Genomic DNA, 21,933 nt, shown 5'->3' with positions numbered 1-21,933 from the left:
AAGGCCTCACGTTTGTACTGCAAAAGTGAGGCGAAATTCAGCGGTCGCGGTAAAGTAGTGATGGACTTACAGAGCACAAGGACTCTCCATGACACTCAATAAAACCGATCGCATTGTCATCACGCTGGGCACTCAGATTGTGGGTGGCAAATACGTTCCCGGTTCGCCGCTGCCAGCAGAGGCGGAACTGTGCGAGGAGTTTGAAACCTCGCGCAACATCATCCGGGAAGTGTTCCGCTCGCTGATGGCGAAGCGGCTGATTGAAATGAAGCGCTATCGCGGCGCGTTTGTGGCGCCGCGTAACCAGTGGAACTACCTCGATACCGATGTTCTGCAATGGGTACTGGAAAACGACTACGACCCACGGCTTATCGGCGCGATGAGCGAAGTCCGAAATCTGGTGGAACCGGCCATTGCCCGCTGGGCGGCTGAGCGCGCAACGTCAGGTGACCTGGCACAGATTGAGTCGGCTTTAAACGACATGATCGCCAATAACCAGAATCGGGAGGCGTTCAACGAGGCGGACATTCGCTACCACGAGGCGGTATTGCAGTCGGTGCATAACCCGGTGTTACAGCAGCTTAGCGTGGCGATCAGCTCGCTACAGCGAGCAGTATTTGAACGTACCTGGATGGGTGATGAGGCCAACATGCCGAAAACGCTTCAGGAACATAAAGCGCTGTTCGATGCGATACGGCATCAGGACGGCGATGCGGCAGAGCAGGCGGCGCTGACCATGATCGCCAGCTCGACACGAAGGTTGAAGGAAATCACATGACATCACGCTACATCGCAATTGACTGGGGATCGACCAATCTGCGCGCCTGGCTCTACCAGGGTGAGCAGTGCCTGGAACGCAGGCAATCAGAAGCAGGTGTGACGCGCCTGAACGGTAAATCCCCAGCAGCGGTGTTAGCAGAGGTGACACAAAACTGGCGCGACGGTACTACGCCAGTGGTGATGGCCGGAATGGTCGGCAGTAACGTAGGCTGGAAGGTTTCGCCTTATCTGTCGGTTCCGGTGCATTTCACTGCCGTTGGCGAGCAGTTAACGTCCGTTGGCGACAATGTCTGGATTATCCCCGGTTTATGCGTCTCTCGCGACGATAACCATAACGTGATGCGCGGTGAAGAGACGCAACTGCTCGGGGCGCGCACGCTTTCTCCTTCTTCTGTCTACGTCATGCCCGGGACGCACTGCAAATGGGTCCAGGCGGATGCTGAGCAAATTCATGACTTTCGCACCGTGATGACCGGCGAATTGCACCACTTGCTGCTTAAGCATTCGCTGGTGGGGGCCGGTTTGCCGGAGCAGACCCCTTCGCCGGAAGCGTTTGCCGCCGGGCTTGAGCGCGGGATCGCATCCCCTGCCGTTTTGCCGCAACTTTTTGAGGTTCGCGCCTCGCACGTGCTGGGAAATCTTCCGCGCGAACAGGTCAGCGAATTTCTGTCCGGCCTGCTGATTGGCGCAGAGGTCGCCACCCTGAGCGACGCGTTCGCCGGGCAGCAGGCCATCACGCTCGTCGCGGGTTCATCGCTGACGTCTCGTTACCGCCAGGCGTTCCACGCTATCGGACGGGATGTTGCTGCGGTGGAAGGCGACACGGCATTTCAGGCAGGCATAAGGAGCATCGCTCATGCAGTGGCAAACTGAACTTCCCCTGATCGCGATTTTGCGCGGTATCACGCCCGGTGAGGCCTTAGCGCACGTTGGCGCGGTGATCGACGCCGGGTTCGACGCGGTGGAAATCCCGCTCAACTCCCCGGAGTGGGAAAAAAGCATTCCGGCAATTGTGAAGGCGTTTGGTGATAAGGCGCTGATTGGCGCTGGCACCGTATTACAGCCGGAGCAGGTGGATGAACTGGCGAAGATGGGCTGCAAGCTTATCGTCACACCGAATATCAACCCCGAGGTGATCCGCCGGGCGGTGGAGTACGGCATGACCGTTTGCCCGGGTTGCGCCACGGCTACAGAAGCCTTTGCCGCCCTCGATGCAGGCGCACAGTCTCTCAAAATTTTCCCGTCGTCGGCCTTTGGTCCGGATTACATCAAAGCGCTGAAAGCGGTCTTACCCGCCAGCGTGCCGGTCTTTGCCGTGGGCGGCGTCACGCCGGAAAACCTGGTGCAGTGGATAAAAGCGGGCTGTGTGGGCGCCGGGCTGGGCAGCGATCTCTATCGTGCCGGACAGCCCGTTGAGCGTACCGCACAGCAGGCGGCAGCATTTGTGAAAGCGTATCGAGAGGCAGTGCAATGAAAATAACCAAACTCACCACGTACCGTTTACCCCCGCGTTGGATGTTCCTGAAAATCGAAACCGACGAAGGCGTGGTTGGCTGGGGCGAGCCGGTGATTGAAGGCCGTGCGCGCACCGTTGAAGCCGCGGTTCACGAGCTGGGCGAATACCTGATTGGCCAGGATCCGGCGCGCATCAACGACCTGTGGCAGGTCATGTACCGGGCGGGATTTTACCGTGGCGGTCCGATCCTGATGAGCGCCATCGCCGGTATTGATCAGGCGCTGTGGGATATCAAAGGCAAAGTGCTGAATGCCCCGGTCTGGCAATTAATGGGCGGCCTGGTGCGCGACAAAATCAAAGCCTACAGCTGGGTGGGCGGTGACCGCCCTGCGGAAGTGATCGACGGTATCCGGCAACTGCGCAACATCGGTTTTGACACCTTCAAACTCAACGGCTGCGAAGAGATGGGCGTTATCGACAACTCGCGCGCGGTAGACCGGGCGGTGAACACCGTGGCGCAAATCCGCGAGGCTTTCGGCAACGAGATTGAGTTTGGCCTGGATTTCCACGGCCGCGTCAGCGCGCCAATGGCCAAAGTGCTGATTAAAGAGCTGGAGCCGTATCGCCCGCTGTTTATCGAAGAGCCGGTGCTGGCCGAGCAGGCGGAATACTATCCGAAACTGGCTGAACAGACGCACATTCCCATCGCGGCGGGTGAACGCATGTTCTCGCGCTTCGAGTTTAAACGCGTGCTGGAAGCGGGCGGCATTGCGATCCTGCAACCGGACCTCTCCCACGCGGGTGGCATCACCGAATGCTACAAAATTGCCGGAATGGCAGAAGCCTACGATGTGGCGCTGGCCCCGCACTGTCCGCTTGGGCCAATTGCGCTGGCGGCCTGCCTGCACGTCGACTTCGTCTCGCGCAATGCGGTGTTCCAGGAACAAAGCATGGGCATTCACTATAACAAGGGCGCGGAGCTGCTCGACTTTGTGAAAAACAAGGAAGACTTCAGCATGGAAGGCGGTTTCTTTAAACCGTTAACGAAGCCGGGCCTTGGCGTGGAGATCGACGAAGCCAAAGTCATTGAGCTGAGTAAATGTGCGCCGGACTGGCGTAACCCACTGTGGCGTCATGAAGACGGTTCCGTAGCCGAGTGGTAAATGCGCGTCATACTTCGCGCTGGTGATGCGTTGGCTGCGTTTTCTTACCCCGGTCACATACTTTTGTATGCTCCCGGGGATGCGAAAACTTGCCGCCTTCCCCCAGCACGAATTATTTAGCGCATTCCGTTTACGTTTTTAATTAAAAAAACCAAATACACCCTCTGTAAATTACAGGGCATGGTGAGCGGCTTCGCTATGCCCAAAATCTGGAGACAGATTGCGATGGATATTCCAGTTACTGCTGCAAAAACCGGGCGTCGTCGTTACCTGACGCTGATCATGATCTTTATTACCGTGGTCATCTGTTATGTCGACCGCGCCAACCTTGCCGTGGCATCGGCTCATATTCAGGAAGAGTTTGGCATCACCAAAGCGGAAATGGGCTACGTCTTCTCGGCGTTTGCCTGGCTGTATACGCTCTGCCAGATCCCGGGTGGCTGGTTCCTTGACCGCGTGGGGTCGCGTCTGACCTACTTTATCGCTATTTTTGGCTGGTCCGTGGCGACCCTGTTCCAGGGCTTCGCCACCGGGCTGATGTCACTGATTGGCCTGCGCGCCATCACCGGGGTGTTTGAAGCGCCCGCGTTTCCGACCAACAACCGCATGGTGACCAGCTGGTTCCCGGAACACGAACGCGCTTCCGCTGTTGGTTTTTACACCTCCGGGCAGTTTGTTGGCCTGGCATTTCTGACGCCGCTGTTAATCTGGATCCAGGAGCTACTGAGCTGGCACTGGGTGTTCATCGTCACCGGCGGGATCGGCATTATCTGGTCGTTAATCTGGTTTAAGGTCTATCAGCCGCCGCGCCTGACCAAAAGCATCACCAAAGCCGAACTGGACTACATCCGCGACGGCGGTGGCCTGGTGGACGGCGATGCGCCCGTGAAAAAAGAGGCGCGCCAGCCGCTGACCAGAGCGGACTGGAAGCTGGTCTTCCACCGTAAGCTGGTGGGCGTTTATCTGGGTCAGTTCGCGGTGACTTCCACGCTGTGGTTCTTCCTCACCTGGTTCCCGAACTATCTGACCCAGGAAAAAGGGATTACCGCGCTGAAGGCGGGCTTTATGACCACCGTACCCTTCCTTGCGGCATTTTTCGGCGTCCTGCTCTCGGGCTGGCTGGCGGACAAACTGGTGAAAAAAGGCTTCTCACTGGGCGTTGCGCGTAAAACGCCTATTATCTGCGGCCTACTGATCTCTACCTGCATCATGGGAGCGAACTACACCAACGATCCGGTGTGGATCATGACCTTGATGGCGGTAGCGTTCTTCGGGAACGGTTTTGCCTCCATCACCTGGTCGCTGGTGTCGTCGCTGGCGCCGATGCGTCTGATTGGCCTGACCGGCGGCGTGTTTAACTTCGTTGGCGGCCTGGGCGGGATCACCGTGCCGCTGGTCATCGGTTACCTGGCGCAGGACTACGGCTTTGGTCCGGCGCTGGTGTATATCTCTGCCGTGGCGCTGATCGGGGCGCTCTCCTACATCCTGCTGGTCGGCGACGTGAAACGAGTAGGCTAATCCCTTCGGATGTTTTACCCTGATGCGATAACCGCGCATCAGGGTATTTTCATGAAACAAATCACCTTCGCTTCCCGCAACCACCAGCTCACCAACATCAACACCTGGACGCCAGACAGTCAGTGGCTTGTCTATGATGTCCGCCCGTCCGGCGCGTCGTTTACCGGTGAAACCATTGAGCGGGTCAATGTTAGTACGGGCGAGGTTGAGGCGATCTACCGTGCGACTGACGGCGCGCATGTTGGCGTGGTAACCGTTCATCCGGCGCAGGACAAATATGTTTTTATCCACGGCCCGAAAAACCCGGATGCAGACTGGCAGTATGATTTTCACCATCGTCAGGGGGTGATTGCGCACAATGGTCAGGTGAGCAATCTTGATGCGATGGATATCACCGCGCCTTACACGGCAGGTGCGCTGCGTGGCGGCACCCACGTTCACGTTTTTAGCCCGAACGGGCAGTTCGTCAGCTTTACCTATAACGACCATGTGCTGCACGCGCGCGATCCGCAGCTGGATTTGCGTAACGTCGGGGTGGCGGCGCCTTGTGGTCCGGTAAACCCACAGGGGAACCATCCGCGGGAATATGCCGGAACCTTCTGGAGCGTACTGGTAAGCCGGACAACGCCGAACCCGAAACCGGGCAGCGATGAGATCAACCGCGCCTATGAAGAGGGCTGGGTGGGCAACGACAGGCTGGCGTTTATCGGCGATACGGTGTCTGCGAAAGGCGAGAAAGTGCCCGAACTGTTTATTGTCAATCTTCCCAAAGACGAGCAGGGCTGGAAACGAGCGGGCGATGCGCCGTTGCAGGGAACGCCGGATACAATGCCCGCGCCGCCTGCGGGCGTCATGCAACGCCGCCTTACCTTCACCCATCAGAAGGCGTATCCGGGGCTGGTGAACGTGCCGCGCCACTGGGTGCGCAGCAATCCACAGGGGACGCAGGTCGCGTTTTTAATGCGGGACGATAACGGCGTTGTGCAGCTGTGGCTTATCTCCCCTGAGGGCGGCGAGCCGCGCCAGCTGACCCACACTGAGCGTGATATTCAGTCGGCTTTTAACTGGCATCCTTCTGGCCGCACACTTGGGTTTGTGCTCGAAAGCCGTATTGCCTGCTGCGATGCGCAGACCGGTGAGGTGACGTTTTTGACCTCCGATCACGGCAATCCGCCGTCTGCTGACGCTGTGGTGTTTTCCCCGGACGGACGATTTATTACATGGATGGAAGAGAAGGACGGTTTCCGCCAGCTGTGGCTAACGGAAACCGCACAGAATTAGCGTGGAGGCATCGCTGCGGGCGGGATGACGGAGTTGGTTGCCAGCGTCTCCTGCTCGCTTTTCTCAACGCGCGAACGCACTGAGCTGTCGGTGCGGAACATATCCCACGGCAGCAAAAGCGTATCGGCAACCGCCGTAAACGGCATATCAAGAATCGCCAGAGATTTGGTACCCCAGTTTGTCTCATCATCAGAGATCATTGCGGCACTGGCGCGCGTCCCCGGATATGTTCCTTCTTTACCGCCGGTGTGCGACATCACGCTCGAACACCCGCAAAGTAAAACAACCCCGCTGAACGTCGCCAGCTTAATCAGAACATTTCTCATCATCACTCAGTCATCATTAGTAGCACGGCATTGACCTGCAACTCAGGGTTATAGCGAGGCGCGTCCAAAATGGATAGCTCCAAACTCCCGCACTGTGGTCGCCATCGCAATTTAACCCTTTGTGCTGTGCCCCTGAGTCTATGCGACAACCAGCAAAGTGCAAAAAAATCTCACATCAACAGGCTTGAAAAGGCCGTATCCATACCCATTTTAAGAATGTAACCCGATAACGGACACGCCTGATGGGTGTTCGGGGAAGCAGAAGCCTGTCCATGGTGGAAGGCTACATTTTCTCGCTGATTTCAGGAGCATTTATCTATGCGTAATTTCGATCTCTCTCCGCTATACCGTTCTGCCATTGGTTTTGATCGTCTGTTCAACCACTTAGAAAACAACCAGAGCCAGAGCAACGGCTATCCTCCTTACAACGTTGAACTGGTTGACGAAAACCACTATCGCATTGCGATTGCTGTTGCCGGTTTCGCAGAGAGCGAACTGGAGATCACCGCGCAGGACAATCTGCTGGTGGTGAAAGGCTCCCATGCGGGCGAGCAGAAAGAACGAACCTACCTCTACCAGGGTATCGCAGAGCGTAACTTTGAACGCAAGTTCCAGCTGGCTGAGAACATCCACGTCAAGGGCGCGAACCTGGTGAACGGCCTGCTGTTTATCGAACTGGAACGTGTGATTCCGGAAGAGAAAAAACCGCGTCGTATCGAAATCAATTAATTAAGCGGGTCGCGGCTGCGGCCCACCTGAAATTGCTTGCCGTAAAGGGAGCATATGCGAATCCGCAAGGGTTTGCAGGTACAACTGTGCACAAAATTAAACTGTGCCGAACTCGCTTCTCAGAAGGAGATTTAGTATGCGTAACTATGATTTTTCCCCTCTGCTGCGTCAGTGGATCGGTTTTGACAAACTGGCTAACGCGCTGCAAAGCGCAACCGAACAGCAGACCTTTCCGCCGTACAACATCGAAAAAAGCGATGATAACCACTACCGCATCACGCTTGCGCTGGCCGGGTTCCGCCAGGAAGATCTCGACATCCAGCTTGAGGGTGCGCGCCTGACCGTGAAAGGGTCACCGGAAAAACCAGACACCGAGACCAAATGGCTGCATCAGGGGCTTGTCACTCAGCCGTTTAGCCTGAGCTTTACCCTGGCAGACCATATGGAAGTTTCTGGCGCGACGTTCACTAACGGGCTGCTGAACATTGACCTCACCCGTAACGTGCCGGAAGCCATTGCGCCTCAACGCATCGCCATTAGCGAACGCCCGGCGTTGAATAGCTAATCGTGTGCGGGCTGGTGCCCTCACCCCGACCCTCTCCCTGTGGGAGAGGGTGCAAACACTAAAAACGGTCACCTTCGGGTGACCGTTTTGCGTTTACCTTCGGCTTTTTTGTGCGCCATCGCCCATACAACCGCCGCCAGCTCTGAGAGAATCCTTATCATAACTAAGGTTATACACAGGATGTGGAACATGAGTGATATCGCGTTAACCGTCAGCGTGTTGGCCCTTGTCGCGGTAGTGGGGCTATGGCTGGGGAATATCAAAATCCGCGGCGTCGGGTTTGGGATTGGCGGGGTGCTGTTCGGCGGGATTTTTGTCGGCCATTTTGCCGACCAGCTTGGGTGGGTGCTCAGCGCCGATATGCTGCATTTCATCCAGGAGTTCGGCCTGATCCTCTTTGTGTATACCATCGGTATTCAGGTGGGGCCGGGCTTCTTCGCTTCCCTGCGCGTCTCCGGTTTACGCCTTAATCTCTTTGCCTTCGGCATTGTTGTGATGGGTGGGCTGGTCACCGCGATCCTGCATAAACTCTTCGCTATTCCGCTGCCCGTCGTGCTGGGCATCTTCTCCGGCGCCGTCACGAATACGCCCGCGCTCGGGGCGGGCCAGCAAATTCTGCGCGATCTGGGTATCCCTGCTGATGTCGTCGATCAGATGGGGATGAGCTACGCCATGGCCTATCCGTTTGGCATTTGCGGTATTTTGCTCTCGATGTGGCTGGTGCGCGTGCTGTTCCGCGTTAACGTCGAGCAGGAGGCAAAAGAGCATGAAAGCACGCTGACCAACGGCCATGCGCTCATTAAAACTATCAATATTCGCGTCGAAAACCCTAATCTGAACAATATGGCGATTCAGGATGTTCCCATTCTGAACAGCGCGACCATTATCTGTTCCCGCCTGAAACGTGATGACACGCTGATGGTGCCTTCACCGGATACCCTTATTCAGCACGGCGATCTCCTGCATCTGGTAGGGCAACCGGCGGATTTAAACAATGCCCGGCTGGTGATCGGTCAGGAGGTGGATACCTCACTCTCAACCCGTGGAACGGACATGCGCGTGGAGCGCGTGGTAGTGACCAATGAGAAGGTTCTGGGCAAGAAAATACGCGATTTGCAGGTTAAAGAGCGTTATGACGTGGTGATCTCCCGGCTTAACCGCGCCGGTGTCGAGCTGGTGGCCAGCCAGGATGCCAGCCTGCAATTCGGTGATATTCTCAACCTCGTCGGGCGTCCTTCATCTATTGATGCCGTAGCGGACATGGTGGGCAACGCCCAGCAAAAACTCCAGCAGGTGCAGATGCTGCCGGTCTTTATCGGCGTCGGGCTTGGCGTCATGCTTGGCTCCATCCCCCTGTATGTGCCCGGCTTCCCGGTAGCACTGAAGCTGGGTCTGGCAGGCGGGCCGCTCATTATGGCGCTTATCCTCGGGCGTATCGGCTCCATCGGTAAGCTCTACTGGTTTATGCCGCCGAGCGCTAACCTGGCGCTGCGGGAGTTGGGCATCGTGCTGTTTCTGGCGGTGGTGGGGCTGAAATCCGGCGGCGATTTTGTCGATACTCTGGTGAACGGCGAAGGGATGAGCTGGGTAGGATACGGCATATTTATTACCGCTATCCCACTGATAACTGTCGGATTATTGGCGCGTATGTTCGCTAAAATGAACTATCTCACGCTGTGCGGCATGCTGGCCGGTTCCATGACCGATCCGCCCGCGCTGGCGTTCGCCAATAACCTGCACGCCACCAGCGGCGCGGCGGCGTTATCCTACGCCACGGTTTATCCGCTGGTGATGTTTCTGCGCATCATCACCCCGCAGCTACTGGCGGTGCTATTCTGGGGGATGGGCTAATAAGTCTTCCGGGTGGATACGCCGCAGATGGTAGTCCACCTGGTAATCGCTTGTGTTCCGGAACATCACGGAATAATTGAGGAACTCGCCGCTGTCGCTGTAGGAAAGGGAAGTGATGCGCAGCAGCGGCGTCTGTTCCGGCACATTCATATAACCGGCCAGCTGTTTATCAGCCAGCACCGGCGTCAGGCTCTCGTAGTTGCCGCTGATGGTGATCCCACACTCCTTCTCGATGTAATCAAACTTAGACCCTTCGAGATGCGCCAGGGAAAGATTGCGGAACAGCTTCACCGGCATAAAGCTGTCCTCCAGCATCAGCGGTTTTCCGTCCACGTAACGCACCCGCCTTGAAAAATAGATCCGCTCATCAACCTGAATCCGCAGCTGGCTGGCGATGGCGGGCGGCGCGGGCATCACTTCAAACTGCAACACCTTGCTTTGCACTTCTTTCCCCTGCTGGCGCAATACCTCCACCAGCCCAGTCAGGTTAGTCGTTTCATGATGAACGTCTTTGCGCGCCACGAACGTCCCGCTACCGTGTCGACGTTCAACCAGCCCCCAGCTTACCAGCAGATCCAGCGCTTTGCGGACGGTCATCCGGGCTACGCCAAACTCCTTTGCCAGCGCTTTTTCTCCGGGTAACGGACTGCCAATGTTGTAGTCCGAAGAATTCAGCCGCAGCCGTAGCCGATCGGCAATTGATTTGTAGATCACCAGTAGACCTCTCTGCGCACATCATAGCGTGGAATACGTCTTAACTTGTCCATGTTTAGTTTAAAAAGTAGACCTGATTGGTCAAATTAAAACCATGAATGCGATCACGAATCGCAGCGGCACGCCATGTTCCCGCATCAGTAACTTCTTATGCTCACCTCAGGCCAGTAAAAAACCATAAAGGCCTCTATCCCCTACAGGTTGTTTCATGAGGATTTAAAAATGCTCAGTCAAATACAACGTTTTGGCGGCGCCATGTTCACCCCGGTTTTGCTGTTTCCCTTTGCCGGGATCGTGGTTGGGATCGCCATCATGCTTCGCAATCCGCTGTTTGTCGGTGAGGCCTTAACCGCGCCTGATAATCTGTTCGCGCAAATTGTTCACATCATCGAAGAGGGCGGCTGGGCGGTGTTCCGTAATATGCCGCTGATTTTTGCTGTCGGCTTACCGATTGGCTTGGCAAAGCAGGCGCAGGGCCGCGCCTGTCTGGCGGTGCTGATTAGCTTCCTGACCTGGAACTATTTTATCAACGCGATGGGGATGACCTGGGGCCACTTCTTTGGCGTCGACTTCTCTGCTGAACCCACTGCCGGCAGCGGGCTGGCGATGATTGCCGGAATCAAAACGCTTGATACCAGCATCATCGGGGCGATTATCATTTCCGGGCTCGTCACCGCCATCCACAACCGATTTTTCGACAAGCCGTTGCCGGTCTTTCTGGGGATTTTCCAGGGCACCTCGTTTGTCGTTATCCTCGCGTTCTTCGTGATGATCCCCTGCGCCTGGCTGACGCTGCTGGGCTGGCCGAAAGTGCAGATGGGCATTGAGTCGTTGCAGGCCTTTCTACGTACCGCTGGCGCGCTGGGCGTATGGGTTTATACCTTCCTGGAACGCATTCTGATCCCAACCGGATTACACCACTTTGTCTACGGCCCGTTTATCTTCGGCCCGGCTGCGGTAGAAGGCGGCATTCAGGTCTACTGGGCACAGCACCTTCAGGAATTCAGCCAGAGCACTGTGCCGCTGAAAACGCTGTTCCCGGAGGGCGGATTCGCGCTGCACGGCAACTCTAAGGTGTTTGGCTCAGTCGGTATTGCGCTGGCTATCTGGTATACCGCGTCACCGGAGAACCGCGTCAAAGTGGCAGGTCTGCTGATCCCGGCCACGCTTACCGCCGTGTTGGTGGGCATTACCGAACCGCTGGAGTTCACCTTCCTGTTTATCTCGCCTTTGCTGTTTGCCATCCACGCCGTGCTGGCCGCAACGATGGCGACGGTGATGTATATCTTCGGGGTGGTGGGGAACATGGGCGGCGGTCTGCTGGACCAGTTCCTGCCGCAAAACTGGATCCCGATGTTCCATAACCACGCCTCGACGGTATTCACCCAGATTGGCATCGGCCTCTGCTTCACCGGGATCTACTTCGTGGTCTTCAGAACGCTTATCGAACGTCTGAATCTCAAAACGCCGGGCCGGGAAGAGAGCGAAATCAAGCTCTACAGCAAGGCCGACTATAAGGCCGCTCGTGGGCAAACCACCGCCCCGGCGGCAGCCAGCCAGCAGGTCGGACAGGCCGCTGGGTTCTTACAGGCGCTCGGCGGCGCAGCGAATATCGAAAGTATCAATAACTGCGCCACCCGCCTGCGTATCGCCCTGGTGGATATGACGAAAACCCAAAGCGATGACGTATTCAAAGCCCTGGGCGCACACGGTGTGGTGCGGCGCGGCAACGGCATACAGGTGATTGTCGGTCTGCACGTTCCTCAGGTGCGCGACCAGCTGGAATCGCTGATGAAAACCCCTTTAACAAACGAACAAACCACTCTGACAGAGGCTATATCATGAAAAAATTCTCAGTTGTTATTGCAGGCGGCGGCAGTACATTCACGCCTGGTATCGTCCTGATGCTGTTAGCCAACCGTGACCGTTTCCCGCTGCGTGCGCTGAAGTTCTATGACAATGACGGAGCACGTCAGGAGATCATCGCCGAGGCGTGTAAAATCATCCTTAAGGAGCAGGCGCCGGAGATTGAATTTAGTTACACCACCGATCCTGAAGCGGCCTTTACCGATGTGGATTTCGTGATGGCGCATATTCGCGTTGGCAAATATCCCATGCGTGAAAAAGATGAAAAAATCCCGCTGCGCCACGGCGTGCTGGGCCAGGAAACGTGCGGGCCGGGCGGCATCTCCTACGGCATGCGCTCCATCGGCGGCGTGCTGGAGCTGGTGGATTACATGGAGCAGTACTCCCCGAACGCGTGGATGTTGAACTACTCCAACCCGGCGGCGATTGTCGCGGAAGCCACGCGCCGCCTGCGTCCGAACGCGAAAATCCTCAACATCTGCGATATGCCGATCGGCATTGAAGGGCGTATGGCGCAAATCGTCGGCCTGAAAGACCGCAAAGAGATGCGCGTGCGCTACTACGGTCTGAACCACTTCGGCTGGTGGACGTCGATTGAAGATCAGAACGGCAACGATCTGATGCCGAGACTGCGCGAATACGTGGCGAAAAACGGTTATGTTCCGCCTTCGGAAGATGTGCATACTGAAGCGAGCTGGAACGATACCTTCGCCAAGGCCAAAGACGTACAGGCGCTGGATCCGGACACCATGCCGAACACCTACCTGAAGTATTACCTGTTCCCGGACTATGTGGTCGCCCATTCCAATCCGGAGCGTACCCGCGCCAATGAAGTGATGGATCACCGTGAGAAGCATGTATTCAGTTCATGTCGGGCGATTATCGAAGCCGGTCATTCTTCTGCCGGTGAACTGGAAATTGACGAACATGCGTCGTACATCGTCGATCTGGCGACCGCGATTGCCTTTAACACCCAGGAACGCATGCTGCTGATTGTGCCTAACAATGGGGCTATCCATAACTTTGATGCTGACGCGATGGTAGAAATCCCTTGTCTGGTCGGCCACAACGGACCGGAGCCGCTGACCGTGGGTGATATTCCGCACTTCCAGAAAGGGCTCATGAGCCAGCAGGTGGCGGTGGAAAAACTGGTGGTGGACGCCTGGGAGCAGCGCTCGTATCAGAAACTCTGGCAGGCGATTACCCTGTCGAAAACCGTACCGAGCGCATCGGTGGCGAAGGCGATTCTGGACGATCTGATTGAAGCGAATAAGGATTACTGGCCAGAGCTGCACTAATCTTTCTGACCGGCATCGCCTGATGCCGGTCTCCTTGTCCTGGCTGAATTACGCTATGCTGAAGCCTGCATGCAGCACGACAAGGAACTTTCATGAACATTTCCCGCCTCGGTGAAGCACCGGACTACCGCTTCTCACTGGCTAACGAACGCACGTTCTTAGCGTGGATCCGCACCGCCCTGGGCTTTCTGGCCGCAGGCGTCGGCCTTGATCAGCTCGCCCCCGATTTTGCCACCCCGTTGATTCGCGAAGTGCTGGCCCTGCTACTGTGCCTGATTGCCGGCGTGCTGGCGATTTATGGCTATCTGCGCTGGCTGAGAAATGAAAAGGCGATGCGTCTGAAGCAGGATCTCCCCTACACGCGCGGCTTGCTCATTATCAGTACGATTTTGCTGATGGTTGCGGGCGTAGTGATGTTACTGGTGCTGTATGCCGGATAGCCGCAAAGCGCGGCGGGAAGCGGACCCCGGCCTTCAGCCAGAGCGAACCTCGCTGGCCTGGCTGCGCACGCTGCTGGGGTATGGCGCGCTGATCGCTCTTGCCATTAAGCACAACTGGCACCGCACGGGGGCGCCATTCTGGATCTCCATTGTTGTGCTGGCGCTGGTAGCCATCATTTTATGGCGCTACACCCGCAGCCGTAACCTGATGGACGTGTCGCAGAACGACTTTGCGCAGCCGAAAGCGGTGCGGGATAAGTTCCTCATCGCCCTGGCCGTGCTGTCGTTGTCACTGCTGTTTGCGGTAACCCACATTCAACAAATTTTGCACCTGTAGGCCGGGTAAGGCGCAGCCGCCACCCGGCATAATTACTTCCCTTTCGCTAAATATTTCGCCATCTCGTCTTCCGGCACCATGCCGCCGCCGGTCGCCCACACCAGGTGGGTAACGTTCTCATCGGCATCGACGCGCAGCGGCCCGGCCATCCCCGCCAGCGCCGACGGCTCCAGGCGAATCCTTTCCTCCTGCGCCAGCCAGCCGAGCATGTCGTACATGCTTTGATCGGAGAGGGTATAGAACCCGTCGAGCAGGCGCTCCATCGCGCGGCCCACGAAGCCGGAGGCACGTCCTACCGCCAGTCCGTCCGCCGCCGTCACGTTATCAATACCCAGGTCCTGCACGGCGATTTCATCGTGCAGCCCGGTATAAACGCCCAGCAGCATGCACGGTGAGTGCGTTGGCTCCGCAAAGAAGCAGTGGACGTTATCGCCAAAGGCCAGCTTCAGGCCAAAAGCCACGCCGCCGGGGCCGCCGCCGACGCCGCACGGCAGATAGACGTACAGAGGATGATCGGCATCCACCACGCGGCCCTGTTCGATAAACTGCGCCTTCAGGCGCTCGCCAGCAACCGCATAGCCCAGGAACAGCGTGCGTGAGTTCTCATCGTCAATAAAGAAGCAGTTCGGATCGCTTTCCGCCGCTTTGCGTCCCTGCTCTACCGCCACGCCGTAATCCTGCTCATATTCCACGACGATCACGCCGTGGCTGCGCAGTTTGGCTTTCTTCCACTCGCGGGCGTCGGCGGACATATGCACCGTCACCTTAAAGCCAATGCGTGCGCTCATAATGCCGATGGACATCCCCAGATTGCCGGTTGAGCCCACCGCGATGCTGTACTGGCTGAAGAAGTCCTTAAAGCGCGGCTCCAGCAGAACGCTGTAGTCGTCTTCAACGCTCAACAACCCGGCTTCCAGCGCCAGTTTCTCCGCATGGGTCAGCACCTCATAGATGCCGCCGCGCGCTTTGATCGAGCCGGAAATCGGCAGATGGCTGTCTTTTTTCAGCAGCAGCGGGCCTGTAACAGGCTTCGCAGATTCTTTCTCCAGCCGCGCCTGCATCGCCGGGATCGCGACCAGGTCGGATTCGATAATCCCGCCCGTTGCCGCCGTTTCCGGGAACGCTTTCGCCAGATACGGCGCGAAGCGTTTCAGGCGCGCGTGCGCGTCGTCTACGTCGGCTTTCGTCAGCCCGACATACGGCAATCCTTCCGCCAGCGTCGTGGTGCGCGGGTTAAGCCAGGTGGTTTCTTTCAGGGCAATCAGATCCTCAACCAGAGGAAACTGTGCGGTTAAAGTAGTGATAGTTGCGTTTTCCATAATACGTCTCTTCGCGCTCAGATAATGAAAGAAAGCAGGAATGTGCCGCCAAGTGCAAGCACCGAGGCGATAAACGTCGCCGTCGTATAGTATTTGAAGGTCTCATTCAGGGTCGCGCCGCAGTACTGCTTCACCAGCCAGAAGAGAGAGTCGGTCACGATCGTGCAGCCAATAGCGCCGGACCCGATGGCAATGGTGATGATCTCCGGGCTTACGTTCGGGTAGAGCGGCAGCATCGGCGCCACTATCGCCGTGGCACCCATCATCGCTACCGTTGCCGAACCCACGGCGGCGTGCAGCACCAGTGCCACCAGCCAGGCGAGAAGGATAGGGTGCATATGCAGGTTCGAGAGAATATGCGCCAGCGTCTCCGCCAGACCACTGATTTTAAGGATGGCGTTGAACGCCCCGCCCGCACCGATAATCAGCAAAATGTTGGCGATAGAGCCAAAGCCGTGCTCCGTATGGATCAGCATTGCGCCCATGCCCATGTGCTGGCGGATCCCCAGCAGGTAGTAGGCGACAAACACGGCGATAAACATCGCGGTGATGGGGTTGCCGATAAACTCCAGCAGGGTATACAGCGAGCCTTCTTTTGCCATGTTCAGCTCGGCAATGGTTTTCACCAGCATCAGGGCAATCGGCAGCAGCACGGTGAACAGCGTGGCGCCCAGCGACGGCAGAGTGTGCTCTTCCCGCACCTTCAGGTCTGAAAATTCCGCCGGAACCGGCTTATAGGGCAGACGGTTGCCGAGCAGCTTCAGGAACAGCGGGCCACCAACCAGAGACGCCATCAGGCCCACCACCAGACCGTAGACAATCACCGTCCCGACGTCCGCCCCTAATTTGTTGGTGACAAATAGTGCGGCCGGATGCGGAGGCACCACGCAGTGCACTGCCATTAGTGCGGTACAGAGCGGAATGGCCAGCTTGAGCAGCGACGTGTTGGTCTTTTTGGCGATGGAAAACGCCAGCGGGATCAGCAGTACCACGCCCACTTCAACAAACAGCGTAATGCCGCAGATCAGGCCGACCAGGACCATAATCACGTCCGCCGACAGCCAGCGGCAGCGCTGCAACGTAATCCCGATGCGCTCTGCCGCGCCGGAGACTTCCATCATTTTGCCGAGAATAGTGCCAAGACCGATAACCGCCGCCAGGAAGCCCAGCGTACCGCCAATCCCGCTCTCAATGGCGTTAACCATATCCAGCGGGCTCATCCCCATCATCGCGCCAACGAAAAAGCTTGCCAGCAGCAGCGCGAGGAACGGGTGAAACTTCAGTTTTACGATGGTTAAAACAATCAACACGATGCTGACAAGCAGCGTTGCCACAACCCAGACCTGAGATCCCATATCTCACCTCACCCTTATGTCATCTGGGGATATTGGACGAAAAAACGGCTTGGGCTGACAAACGATATAAATTGGCGTTCAGATGAGCCAGATTGGATCAACTGAGTGACTGGATTCTAAAAAGCGCACTTATTTTGCCGTTGGTTCACATAAATTCATTCTTGAGCGGTATGCTGAACGCAGAAATTACGTGTGGGAATTGTGATGACCGATGCGAATGAAGGCAGAAACCGGCTGTTAAACGGCTGGCAGCTGTCGAAAATGTACACCTTTGAAGTGGCTGCCCGGCATGAGTCCTTCGCCCTGGCGGCGGCGGAGCTGTCGCTCAGCCCCAGCGCGGTGAGCCACCGCATTAACCTGCTGGAAGAGGAGCTGGGCATTCAGCTGTTTGTCCGCTCACACCGTAAAGTGGAGCTGACGCAGGAAGGCAAGCGCGTTTACTGGACGCTGAAATCGTCCCTCGACACCCTGAATCAGGAGATCCTGGACATTAAAAACCAGGCGCTGTCAGGTACGCTAACGGTGTACTCCCGGCCCTCGATCGCCCAGTGCTGGCTGGTGCCGATGCTGGGGGATTTTACCCGCCGCTACCCGTCGATTTCACTTACTATTCTGACTGGTAATGATTACGTCAACATGCAGCGAACCGGCATCGATCTGGCGCTCTATTTCGACGATACGCCGCCAAACCACCTTTCTCATCACTTTTTGATGGATGAAGAGATTTTGCCCGTCTGCTCGCCAGCGTATGCCCGGGAGCATGAACTGCTGAAAAACCCCCATAACCTCAGCCACTGCACGTTACTGCACGACCGTCAGGCCTGGAGCAATGATTCCGGTACGGATGAGTGGCTGAGCTGGGCGCAGCATTTCGCGGTGAATATGCCGTTATCATCGGGTATTGGCTTCGATCGTTCTGATTTAGCCATTATCGCGGCCATGAGTAATGTCGGGGTGGCGATGGGGAGAAAGCGGCTGGTGCAAAAACGTCTCGAACGGGGGGAGTTGATCGCACCCTTTGATGGGGAAACCCTCAAGTGCCATCAGCATTATTACGTCTCAACGCTTCCCGGCCGTCAGTGGCCGAAAATTGACGCCTTTATCGGCTGGCTAAGAGAGCTGGCGGGTTGAAGAATTATTACGCTTTCGCTCTACACCAAATGTGAAAAAGCGTGCTAAATACAGGTAATGCTTTTGATTTTTCCAGGGTAAACCGTGTTAAAGCCTTTTATTGCCACTGCGATCTTACTCTCTTCCGGCTGGGCGACTGCCGCTGAGCCGCCGCTGACGGCTGCCCGTTATGCGCAGCAGCTGGGCGTCGGGATGGATGTGGACTGGGCACGCACCGAGCGCGGTATCCGCGAATTCGACCCGCTGGTGGTCCGTGATTTTCAGGCGAAAGGCATACACCATGTCCGTATTCGGGTGGCGGGCGAACCGACGGAAGCGCGGCTGATTCACCTGCGTAAGCTGGTGGAGGCCTGCGAGCAATACGGCGTCATCCCCATCATCGCTTATCAGGCCGATGAATATAAAAACGACCCGAAAGCGGATACCGAAAAAGAGGTGATTAACTGGTGGATTGCCGTGGCGCACTATTTTGGTCAGCGCTCGCCGTTGCTGGGCTTTGACTTGATCTACGAACCGGCGGACAAGCTCAACCACAACGTTGCTTCGCTCAACCGGGTGTATGAGAAAGCGATCAAAGACATTCACGCCATTGATGCCAGCCGCATGATTTTTATCGCCCCTCGTCTGCGCGCCGCGCCGGAGGATTTATCCACCCTGAAGCTGCCCGCGCACAGCCAGAATTACCTGCTGGCGGAGTGGCATATTTTCCCCTGGGGTCCGCTGAAAACGAACGGTAAATACCCGTGGACGTCCGGAACTGCGGCTGAGAAAGCGGCTATCCGTAACCGAATTAACGCCGCGCTGCACTGGCAACAAAAAACCGGGCATGTGAGCTGGGTTGGCGGCTGGGGGGTGGGCGAATCGAAAAGCCTGACGCCAACTGCCTCGCAGATGACGTTTGCCACGTTTATGGCGTGCGAGCTGCAACAGGCCAACATCCCGTATGCGATAAACGCCGATGTTCAGTTTTATGACGGGGAAGAGGGGGCGTGGCGGCCTGCCCCAGAGCGGCTATTGCAGGCGATGATTGCGCCCGTCTGTGAAAAGCCCGGCGAGAAGCCGGGCCATCATGCGGTTAAACCGGCTGTTCGTGATGCGAGACACGCGACGCCAGCGGCAGCCAGCACAGCAAAATCAGCAGCCCCATCAGGGTCATCAGCAAGCCTAAACTCGCCTGCCCGGTCTGCGGCATCATAGCCGAAAGCCAGGCCAGCGCGCCGGAACCGATGTTCTGCAAACCGCCCACCAGCGCGCCTGCCGTGCCTGCGAGGAACGGGAACGGCTCCATCGCGCCGCTGGTGGCGAGGGGAAACAGCATGCCCGCGCCGAAGAAGAACAGCGCCGCCGGGATGAGCAACGTCCAGACCGACATCACGTCAAACAGCCCCGGGATCCACATCATCAGCCCGGCCAGCAGACAGCTGATCACCGACTGCCACATCAGGGTGGAGAAACGCTTGTTCGGACGTCCGGCGAACCATGCGCCGAAGAACGCCGCCGGGATCGGCAGAATAAACAGAATACTCACCACCATACTGCTCAGGCCAAGGCCCGCGCCCAGCAGCACGCCGGAACAGGCTTCAAACACCGCAATGCCCGCCAGGCCGCCGATTAGCATCAACAGATAACAGGTAAAGGACCCATTACCGAACAGCGTTTTGTAGCTGGCGATGAGCTTCGTGCGCGGCGCGTCTTTTGGGCGGGTTTCCGGCATCCAGCGCCCCATGCTGAAGGTGACAATAATGCACAGCACCAGCAGGAAGGCATAACAGGCGCGCCAGGACCAGACGGTGTCCAGCAGACCCCCAATCAGCGGGGCCAGCAGCGGGCTGACCAGAATACCCATATTTAACAGACTGTTGGCGTGGCGAAGCTGTGTGCCCTGGTACATATCACGCGGCAGGGTACGCGCCATAACCCCGCCGACGCCGGTGCCCACACCCTGAAGGGCGCTGGCGGCAATCAGGACGTTCAGGCTGTGAGTGGTAATGGCGATCATCGTCGCTACCATGAAAATGCTCATGCCCACCAGAATGACCGGACGACGCCCGACGCGATCGGACAGGGGACCATAAACCAGCTGTGAAACGCCATAGGTTAGCAGATAGGCTGCCATCACGCTCTGGACTGCACCTTCGCGGACGCTCAGATCTTTTGCCATATCGGCAATCGCCGGAATGTAGATGGTTTGCGCCATCTGCCCGACGGCCACCAGTAACACCAGCATCAACAATAAGTTCACGTTCCGTTGCTTTTTCATGTCGCTGAATACTTTTGCCAAAAGAGATAAATGAAGAATAAGTGACTATGCATTCCCATAAATGCGCGAGGAATCTACCACAGAGAGATGACAATTTAAGCATTACTGTGATGAATGACAGAAGACGTGAAGGCATGATTTGTAAACAAGATCGGCAACTAATGTTGCCAGCGAATTACGCCAGGCGCAGCAGGATCGCACCGGCAGCAATACCCAGTGCCGCCGCGATGCGCAGGCCGGCAACCTTCTCTTTTAAAAGCACAAATGCGATTAATGCGCCGAAGAGAATAGAGGTTTCACGCAGTGCGGCGACCACAGCCAGCGGTGCCTGGGTCATCGCCCAGAGTGCCAGACCGTAAGATCCCATCGTCCCGACGCCGCCGAGCAGCCCTTTTTTCCAGTGCAGGCGCAGGTAGCTGGACGCTTCGCGACGCCGCGCCACCATTGCCCAGCTCAGCAGACAGAAACCATTCATGAAGAAGGTCCAGAGCGTGTAGCCCAGCGCAGTGTCCGAGAGTCGCACACCGGTGCCGTCCACCAGGGTATACCCGGCGATAAAACAGGCGTTCAGCAGCGCCAGCCAGATCCCCTTGCGTGACTGCATGCGGCCGTTCATCGCCATCGCCAGAATCGAAAGACAAATGACCCCGATGCCGGACCACGCAAGCCAGGAGAGATGATCCCCGAGCACCATTACGCTGATCAGCGCCACCAGCAGAGGGGCCGTCCCGCGCATAAGGGGGTAGGTCTGGCTCATGTCGGAGACCTGATAAGTTTTTGCCACCAGTACCGTATACACCACCTGTAACGCACAGGAGACGAACAAGTATGGCCAGCTTGCGGCAGTTGGCTGAGGAGAGAAGGGCAGTAAAATCAGGGCAATAAGCGCGGCTGAACCGCTGACCCCGATCGCCGAGTAGAGTTTATCCGTTCCGGCTTTAACGATGGCGTTCCAGCTGGCATGCAGCAGTGCGGCGAACAGTAAAATGCAGAAAACGGTGATGGTCATGGCGTATCGGTTGGTGAAATGTCATCCAACTGTAACATTCACCCGTCGATGCTGCCAGCCGCTTACACTGCGCAAAAAAGGCGGTGCGTCACCCGGGGTTCGTCTGACACCAGCCTGAAGCCCGCCCGATGGTAAAATCCGTACGCGGTTTCCGGCGCATGGGTATTAAGAAAATCAAACCAGATGCTGGCATCCGCCATCACCACGGTCAAAAGTTGTTTGCCAATGCCCTGCCCACGGCACTTTTCGCTGACGTAGAGATGACGAATACGTCCGGCGCGCGGCTGCTGGCTGAACGGATCGCGGTTGAGGCCGCACACGCCCACCAGCCTGCCGTTAAGAAACGCCCCCAGCAGCTTTTCACCCGGCGCGTTAAAGCGGTTTTCACCCCGCTGCCAGTTCTCTTCCAGCCTGCGCAGCATATTGAAATTCAACGCGATACTCTCCGCCTTCAGGGCGATATAGCCCGGTTCATCAGGCGTAACAGGCTCAATTAACAGACGCGACATAGCATTCCCTCGTTATTAAAGAGGGG

21 protein-coding genes, 1 pseudogene and 1 other annotated feature are annotated in these 21,933 nt (G+C 57.0%); of the genes and pseudogenes, 15 read left to right on the top strand and 7 right to left on the bottom strand.

Translation table 11 applies throughout. The features are described 5' to 3' along the window. The first annotated feature begins 88 nt into the window (after positions 1-88). From dgoR to AM329_RS18040, 6 genes are all read left to right on the top strand, one after another. On the top strand, positions 89-778 hold the full coding sequence (gene dgoR, locus AM329_RS18065) for a D-galactonate utilization transcriptional regulator DgoR (protein WP_003861109.1): 690 nt from the start codon (positions 89-91) through the stop codon (positions 776-778). Next, positions 775-1,653, top strand: a complete 879-nt coding sequence (locus tag AM329_RS18060; RefSeq protein ID WP_032608142.1) for a 2-dehydro-3-deoxygalactonokinase — start codon at positions 775-777, stop codon at positions 1,651-1,653. Before dgoR ends, AM329_RS18060 begins: the two co-directional genes overlap by 4 nt. Further along, entirely contained in the window at positions 1,637-2,254 is a 618-nt protein-coding gene (locus tag AM329_RS18055; RefSeq protein ID WP_003861105.1) for a 2-dehydro-3-deoxy-6-phosphogalactonate aldolase, read from the top strand. The genes AM329_RS18060 and AM329_RS18055 overlap by 17 nt, the downstream gene beginning before the upstream one ends. Beyond that, the gene (dgoD, locus tag AM329_RS18050) at positions 2,251-3,399 is read left to right on the top strand and encodes a galactonate dehydratase (protein WP_032608143.1); all 1,149 of its coding nucleotides are present in this window, start codon (positions 2,251-2,253) and stop codon (positions 3,397-3,399) included. The genes AM329_RS18055 and dgoD overlap by 4 nt, the downstream gene beginning before the upstream one ends. A gap of 180 nt (positions 3,400-3,579) precedes the next feature. After that, positions 3,580-4,917 carry an MFS transporter gene (locus AM329_RS18045; protein ID WP_015570129.1) on the top strand — a complete coding sequence of 446 codons (1,338 nt, stop codon included), beginning with the start codon at positions 3,580-3,582 and terminating at the stop codon, positions 4,915-4,917. A gap of 51 nt (positions 4,918-4,968) precedes the next feature. Next, complete coding sequence (locus AM329_RS18040; RefSeq protein WP_022650088.1) at positions 4,969-6,198, top strand: DUF3748 domain-containing protein; 1,230 nt, start codon at positions 4,969-4,971, stop codon at positions 6,196-6,198. On the opposite strand, the gene AM329_RS18035 is transcribed toward AM329_RS18040, so the two are convergent. Then, positions 6,195-6,527, bottom strand: a complete 333-nt coding sequence (locus tag AM329_RS18035) for a YceK/YidQ family lipoprotein (RefSeq protein ID WP_003861096.1) — start codon at positions 6,525-6,527, stop codon at positions 6,195-6,197. The two genes, AM329_RS18040 and AM329_RS18035, sit on opposite strands and share 4 nt — an antisense overlap. A gap of 247 nt (positions 6,528-6,774) precedes the next feature. Further along, positions 6,775-6,849: a sequence feature (ROSE (Repression Of Heat Shock gene Expression) occurs in the 5'-region of heat shock genes and acts as an RNA thermometer to modulate expression.), on the top strand. Here AM329_RS18035 and ibpA point away from each other — a divergent pair. The 3 genes from ibpA to AM329_RS18015 all read left to right on the top strand — a co-directional run bounded on the left by ibpA (position 6,843) and on the right by AM329_RS18015 (position 9,669). Beyond that, complete coding sequence (gene ibpA, locus AM329_RS18025; RefSeq protein WP_003861094.1) at positions 6,843-7,253, top strand: small heat shock chaperone IbpA; 411 nt, start codon at positions 6,843-6,845, stop codon at positions 7,251-7,253. Its footprint overlaps the feature before it by 7 nt. 136 nt (positions 7,254-7,389) lie before the next feature. After that, positions 7,390-7,818, top strand: a complete 429-nt coding sequence (gene ibpB / locus AM329_RS18020) for a small heat shock chaperone IbpB (RefSeq protein WP_003861091.1) — start codon at positions 7,390-7,392, stop codon at positions 7,816-7,818. A gap of 189 nt (positions 7,819-8,007) precedes the next feature. Next, positions 8,008-9,669, top strand: a complete 1,662-nt coding sequence (locus tag AM329_RS18015; protein ID WP_032608144.1) for a putative transporter — start codon at positions 8,008-8,010, stop codon at positions 9,667-9,669. On the opposite strand, the gene AM329_RS18010 is transcribed toward AM329_RS18015, so the two are convergent. After that, entirely contained in the window at positions 9,649-10,383 is a 735-nt protein-coding gene (locus tag AM329_RS18010; RefSeq protein ID WP_003861087.1) for a GntR family transcriptional regulator, read from the bottom strand. The genes AM329_RS18015 and AM329_RS18010 overlap by 21 nt on opposite strands. A 222-nt stretch (positions 10,384-10,605) precedes the next feature. Here AM329_RS18010 and AM329_RS18005 point away from each other — a divergent pair, with 222 nt between their 5' ends. The 4 genes from AM329_RS18005 to AM329_RS17990 all read left to right on the top strand — a co-directional run bounded on the left by AM329_RS18005 (position 10,606) and on the right by AM329_RS17990 (position 14,324). Then, positions 10,606-12,228, top strand: a complete 1,623-nt coding sequence (locus tag AM329_RS18005; RefSeq protein WP_022650091.1) for an alpha-glucoside-specific PTS transporter subunit IIBC — start codon at positions 10,606-10,608, stop codon at positions 12,226-12,228. Continuing rightward, on the top strand, positions 12,225-13,547 hold the full coding sequence (locus AM329_RS18000; RefSeq protein WP_023323917.1) for a 6-phospho-alpha-glucosidase: 1,323 nt from the start codon (positions 12,225-12,227) through the stop codon (positions 13,545-13,547). The genes AM329_RS18005 and AM329_RS18000 overlap by 4 nt, the downstream gene beginning before the upstream one ends. Before the next feature lie 92 nt (positions 13,548-13,639). After that, positions 13,640-13,987 (top strand): YidH family protein, encoded by a 348-nt coding sequence (locus AM329_RS17995; protein ID WP_003861080.1) that lies wholly within the window; start codon positions 13,640-13,642, stop codon positions 13,985-13,987. Continuing rightward, positions 13,977-14,324 carry a DUF202 domain-containing protein gene (locus AM329_RS17990; RefSeq protein ID WP_022650092.1) on the top strand — a complete coding sequence of 116 codons (348 nt, stop codon included), beginning with the start codon at positions 13,977-13,979 and terminating at the stop codon, positions 14,322-14,324. Before AM329_RS17995 ends, AM329_RS17990 begins: the two co-directional genes overlap by 11 nt. A gap of 32 nt (positions 14,325-14,356) precedes the next feature. On the opposite strand, the gene dsdA is transcribed toward AM329_RS17990, so the two are convergent. Together dsdA and dsdX are read right to left on the bottom strand one after the other, a co-directional pair. Beyond that, positions 14,357-15,643, bottom strand: a complete 1,287-nt coding sequence (gene dsdA, locus AM329_RS17985) for a D-serine ammonia-lyase (RefSeq protein ID WP_032608145.1) — start codon at positions 15,641-15,643, stop codon at positions 14,357-14,359. A gap of 17 nt (positions 15,644-15,660) precedes the next feature. After that, complete coding sequence (gene dsdX, locus AM329_RS17980; protein WP_003861075.1) at positions 15,661-16,998, bottom strand: D-serine transporter DsdX; 1,338 nt, start codon at positions 16,996-16,998, stop codon at positions 15,661-15,663. Positions 16,999-17,202: 204 nt separating this feature from the next. On the opposite strand from dsdX, the gene dsdC reads away from it, so the two are divergent. Next, a complete protein-coding gene (gene dsdC, locus AM329_RS17975) occupies positions 17,203-18,129 on the top strand; it encodes a DNA-binding transcriptional regulator DsdC (RefSeq protein WP_003861073.1) in 927 nt (308 codons plus the stop codon). Between the two features lie 84 nt (positions 18,130-18,213). Then, positions 18,214-19,299 (top strand): annotated as a pseudogene (locus tag AM329_RS17970) (cellulase family glycosylhydrolase); the annotation flags it as partial. Here the strand turns inward: AM329_RS17970 and emrD are convergent. The 3 genes from emrD to AM329_RS17955 form a co-directional block, all read right to left on the bottom strand. Beyond that, on the bottom strand, positions 19,205-20,389 hold the full coding sequence (gene emrD, locus AM329_RS17965) for a multidrug efflux MFS transporter EmrD (RefSeq protein WP_032610147.1): 1,185 nt from the start codon (positions 20,387-20,389) through the stop codon (positions 19,205-19,207). The pseudogene AM329_RS17970 and the gene emrD overlap by 95 nt on opposite strands. Before the next feature lie 175 nt (positions 20,390-20,564). Continuing rightward, positions 20,565-21,398 (bottom strand): DMT family transporter, encoded by an 834-nt coding sequence (locus AM329_RS17960; RefSeq protein WP_023323922.1) that lies wholly within the window; start codon positions 21,396-21,398, stop codon positions 20,565-20,567. A gap of 62 nt (positions 21,399-21,460) precedes the next feature. Beyond that, positions 21,461-21,907, bottom strand: a complete 447-nt coding sequence (locus tag AM329_RS17955; RefSeq protein WP_003861064.1) for a GNAT family N-acetyltransferase — start codon at positions 21,905-21,907, stop codon at positions 21,461-21,463. Positions 21,908-21,933 lie beyond the last annotated feature (26 nt).

The organism is Enterobacter cloacae complex sp. AR_0002, assembly GCF_001922365.1.
Taxonomy (GTDB): Bacteria; Pseudomonadota; Gammaproteobacteria; order Enterobacterales; family Enterobacteriaceae; genus Enterobacter; species Enterobacter hormaechei_C.
Note: the sequence above shows the minus strand (reverse complement) of the source record. Positions and strands in the feature narration are given on the sequence as shown.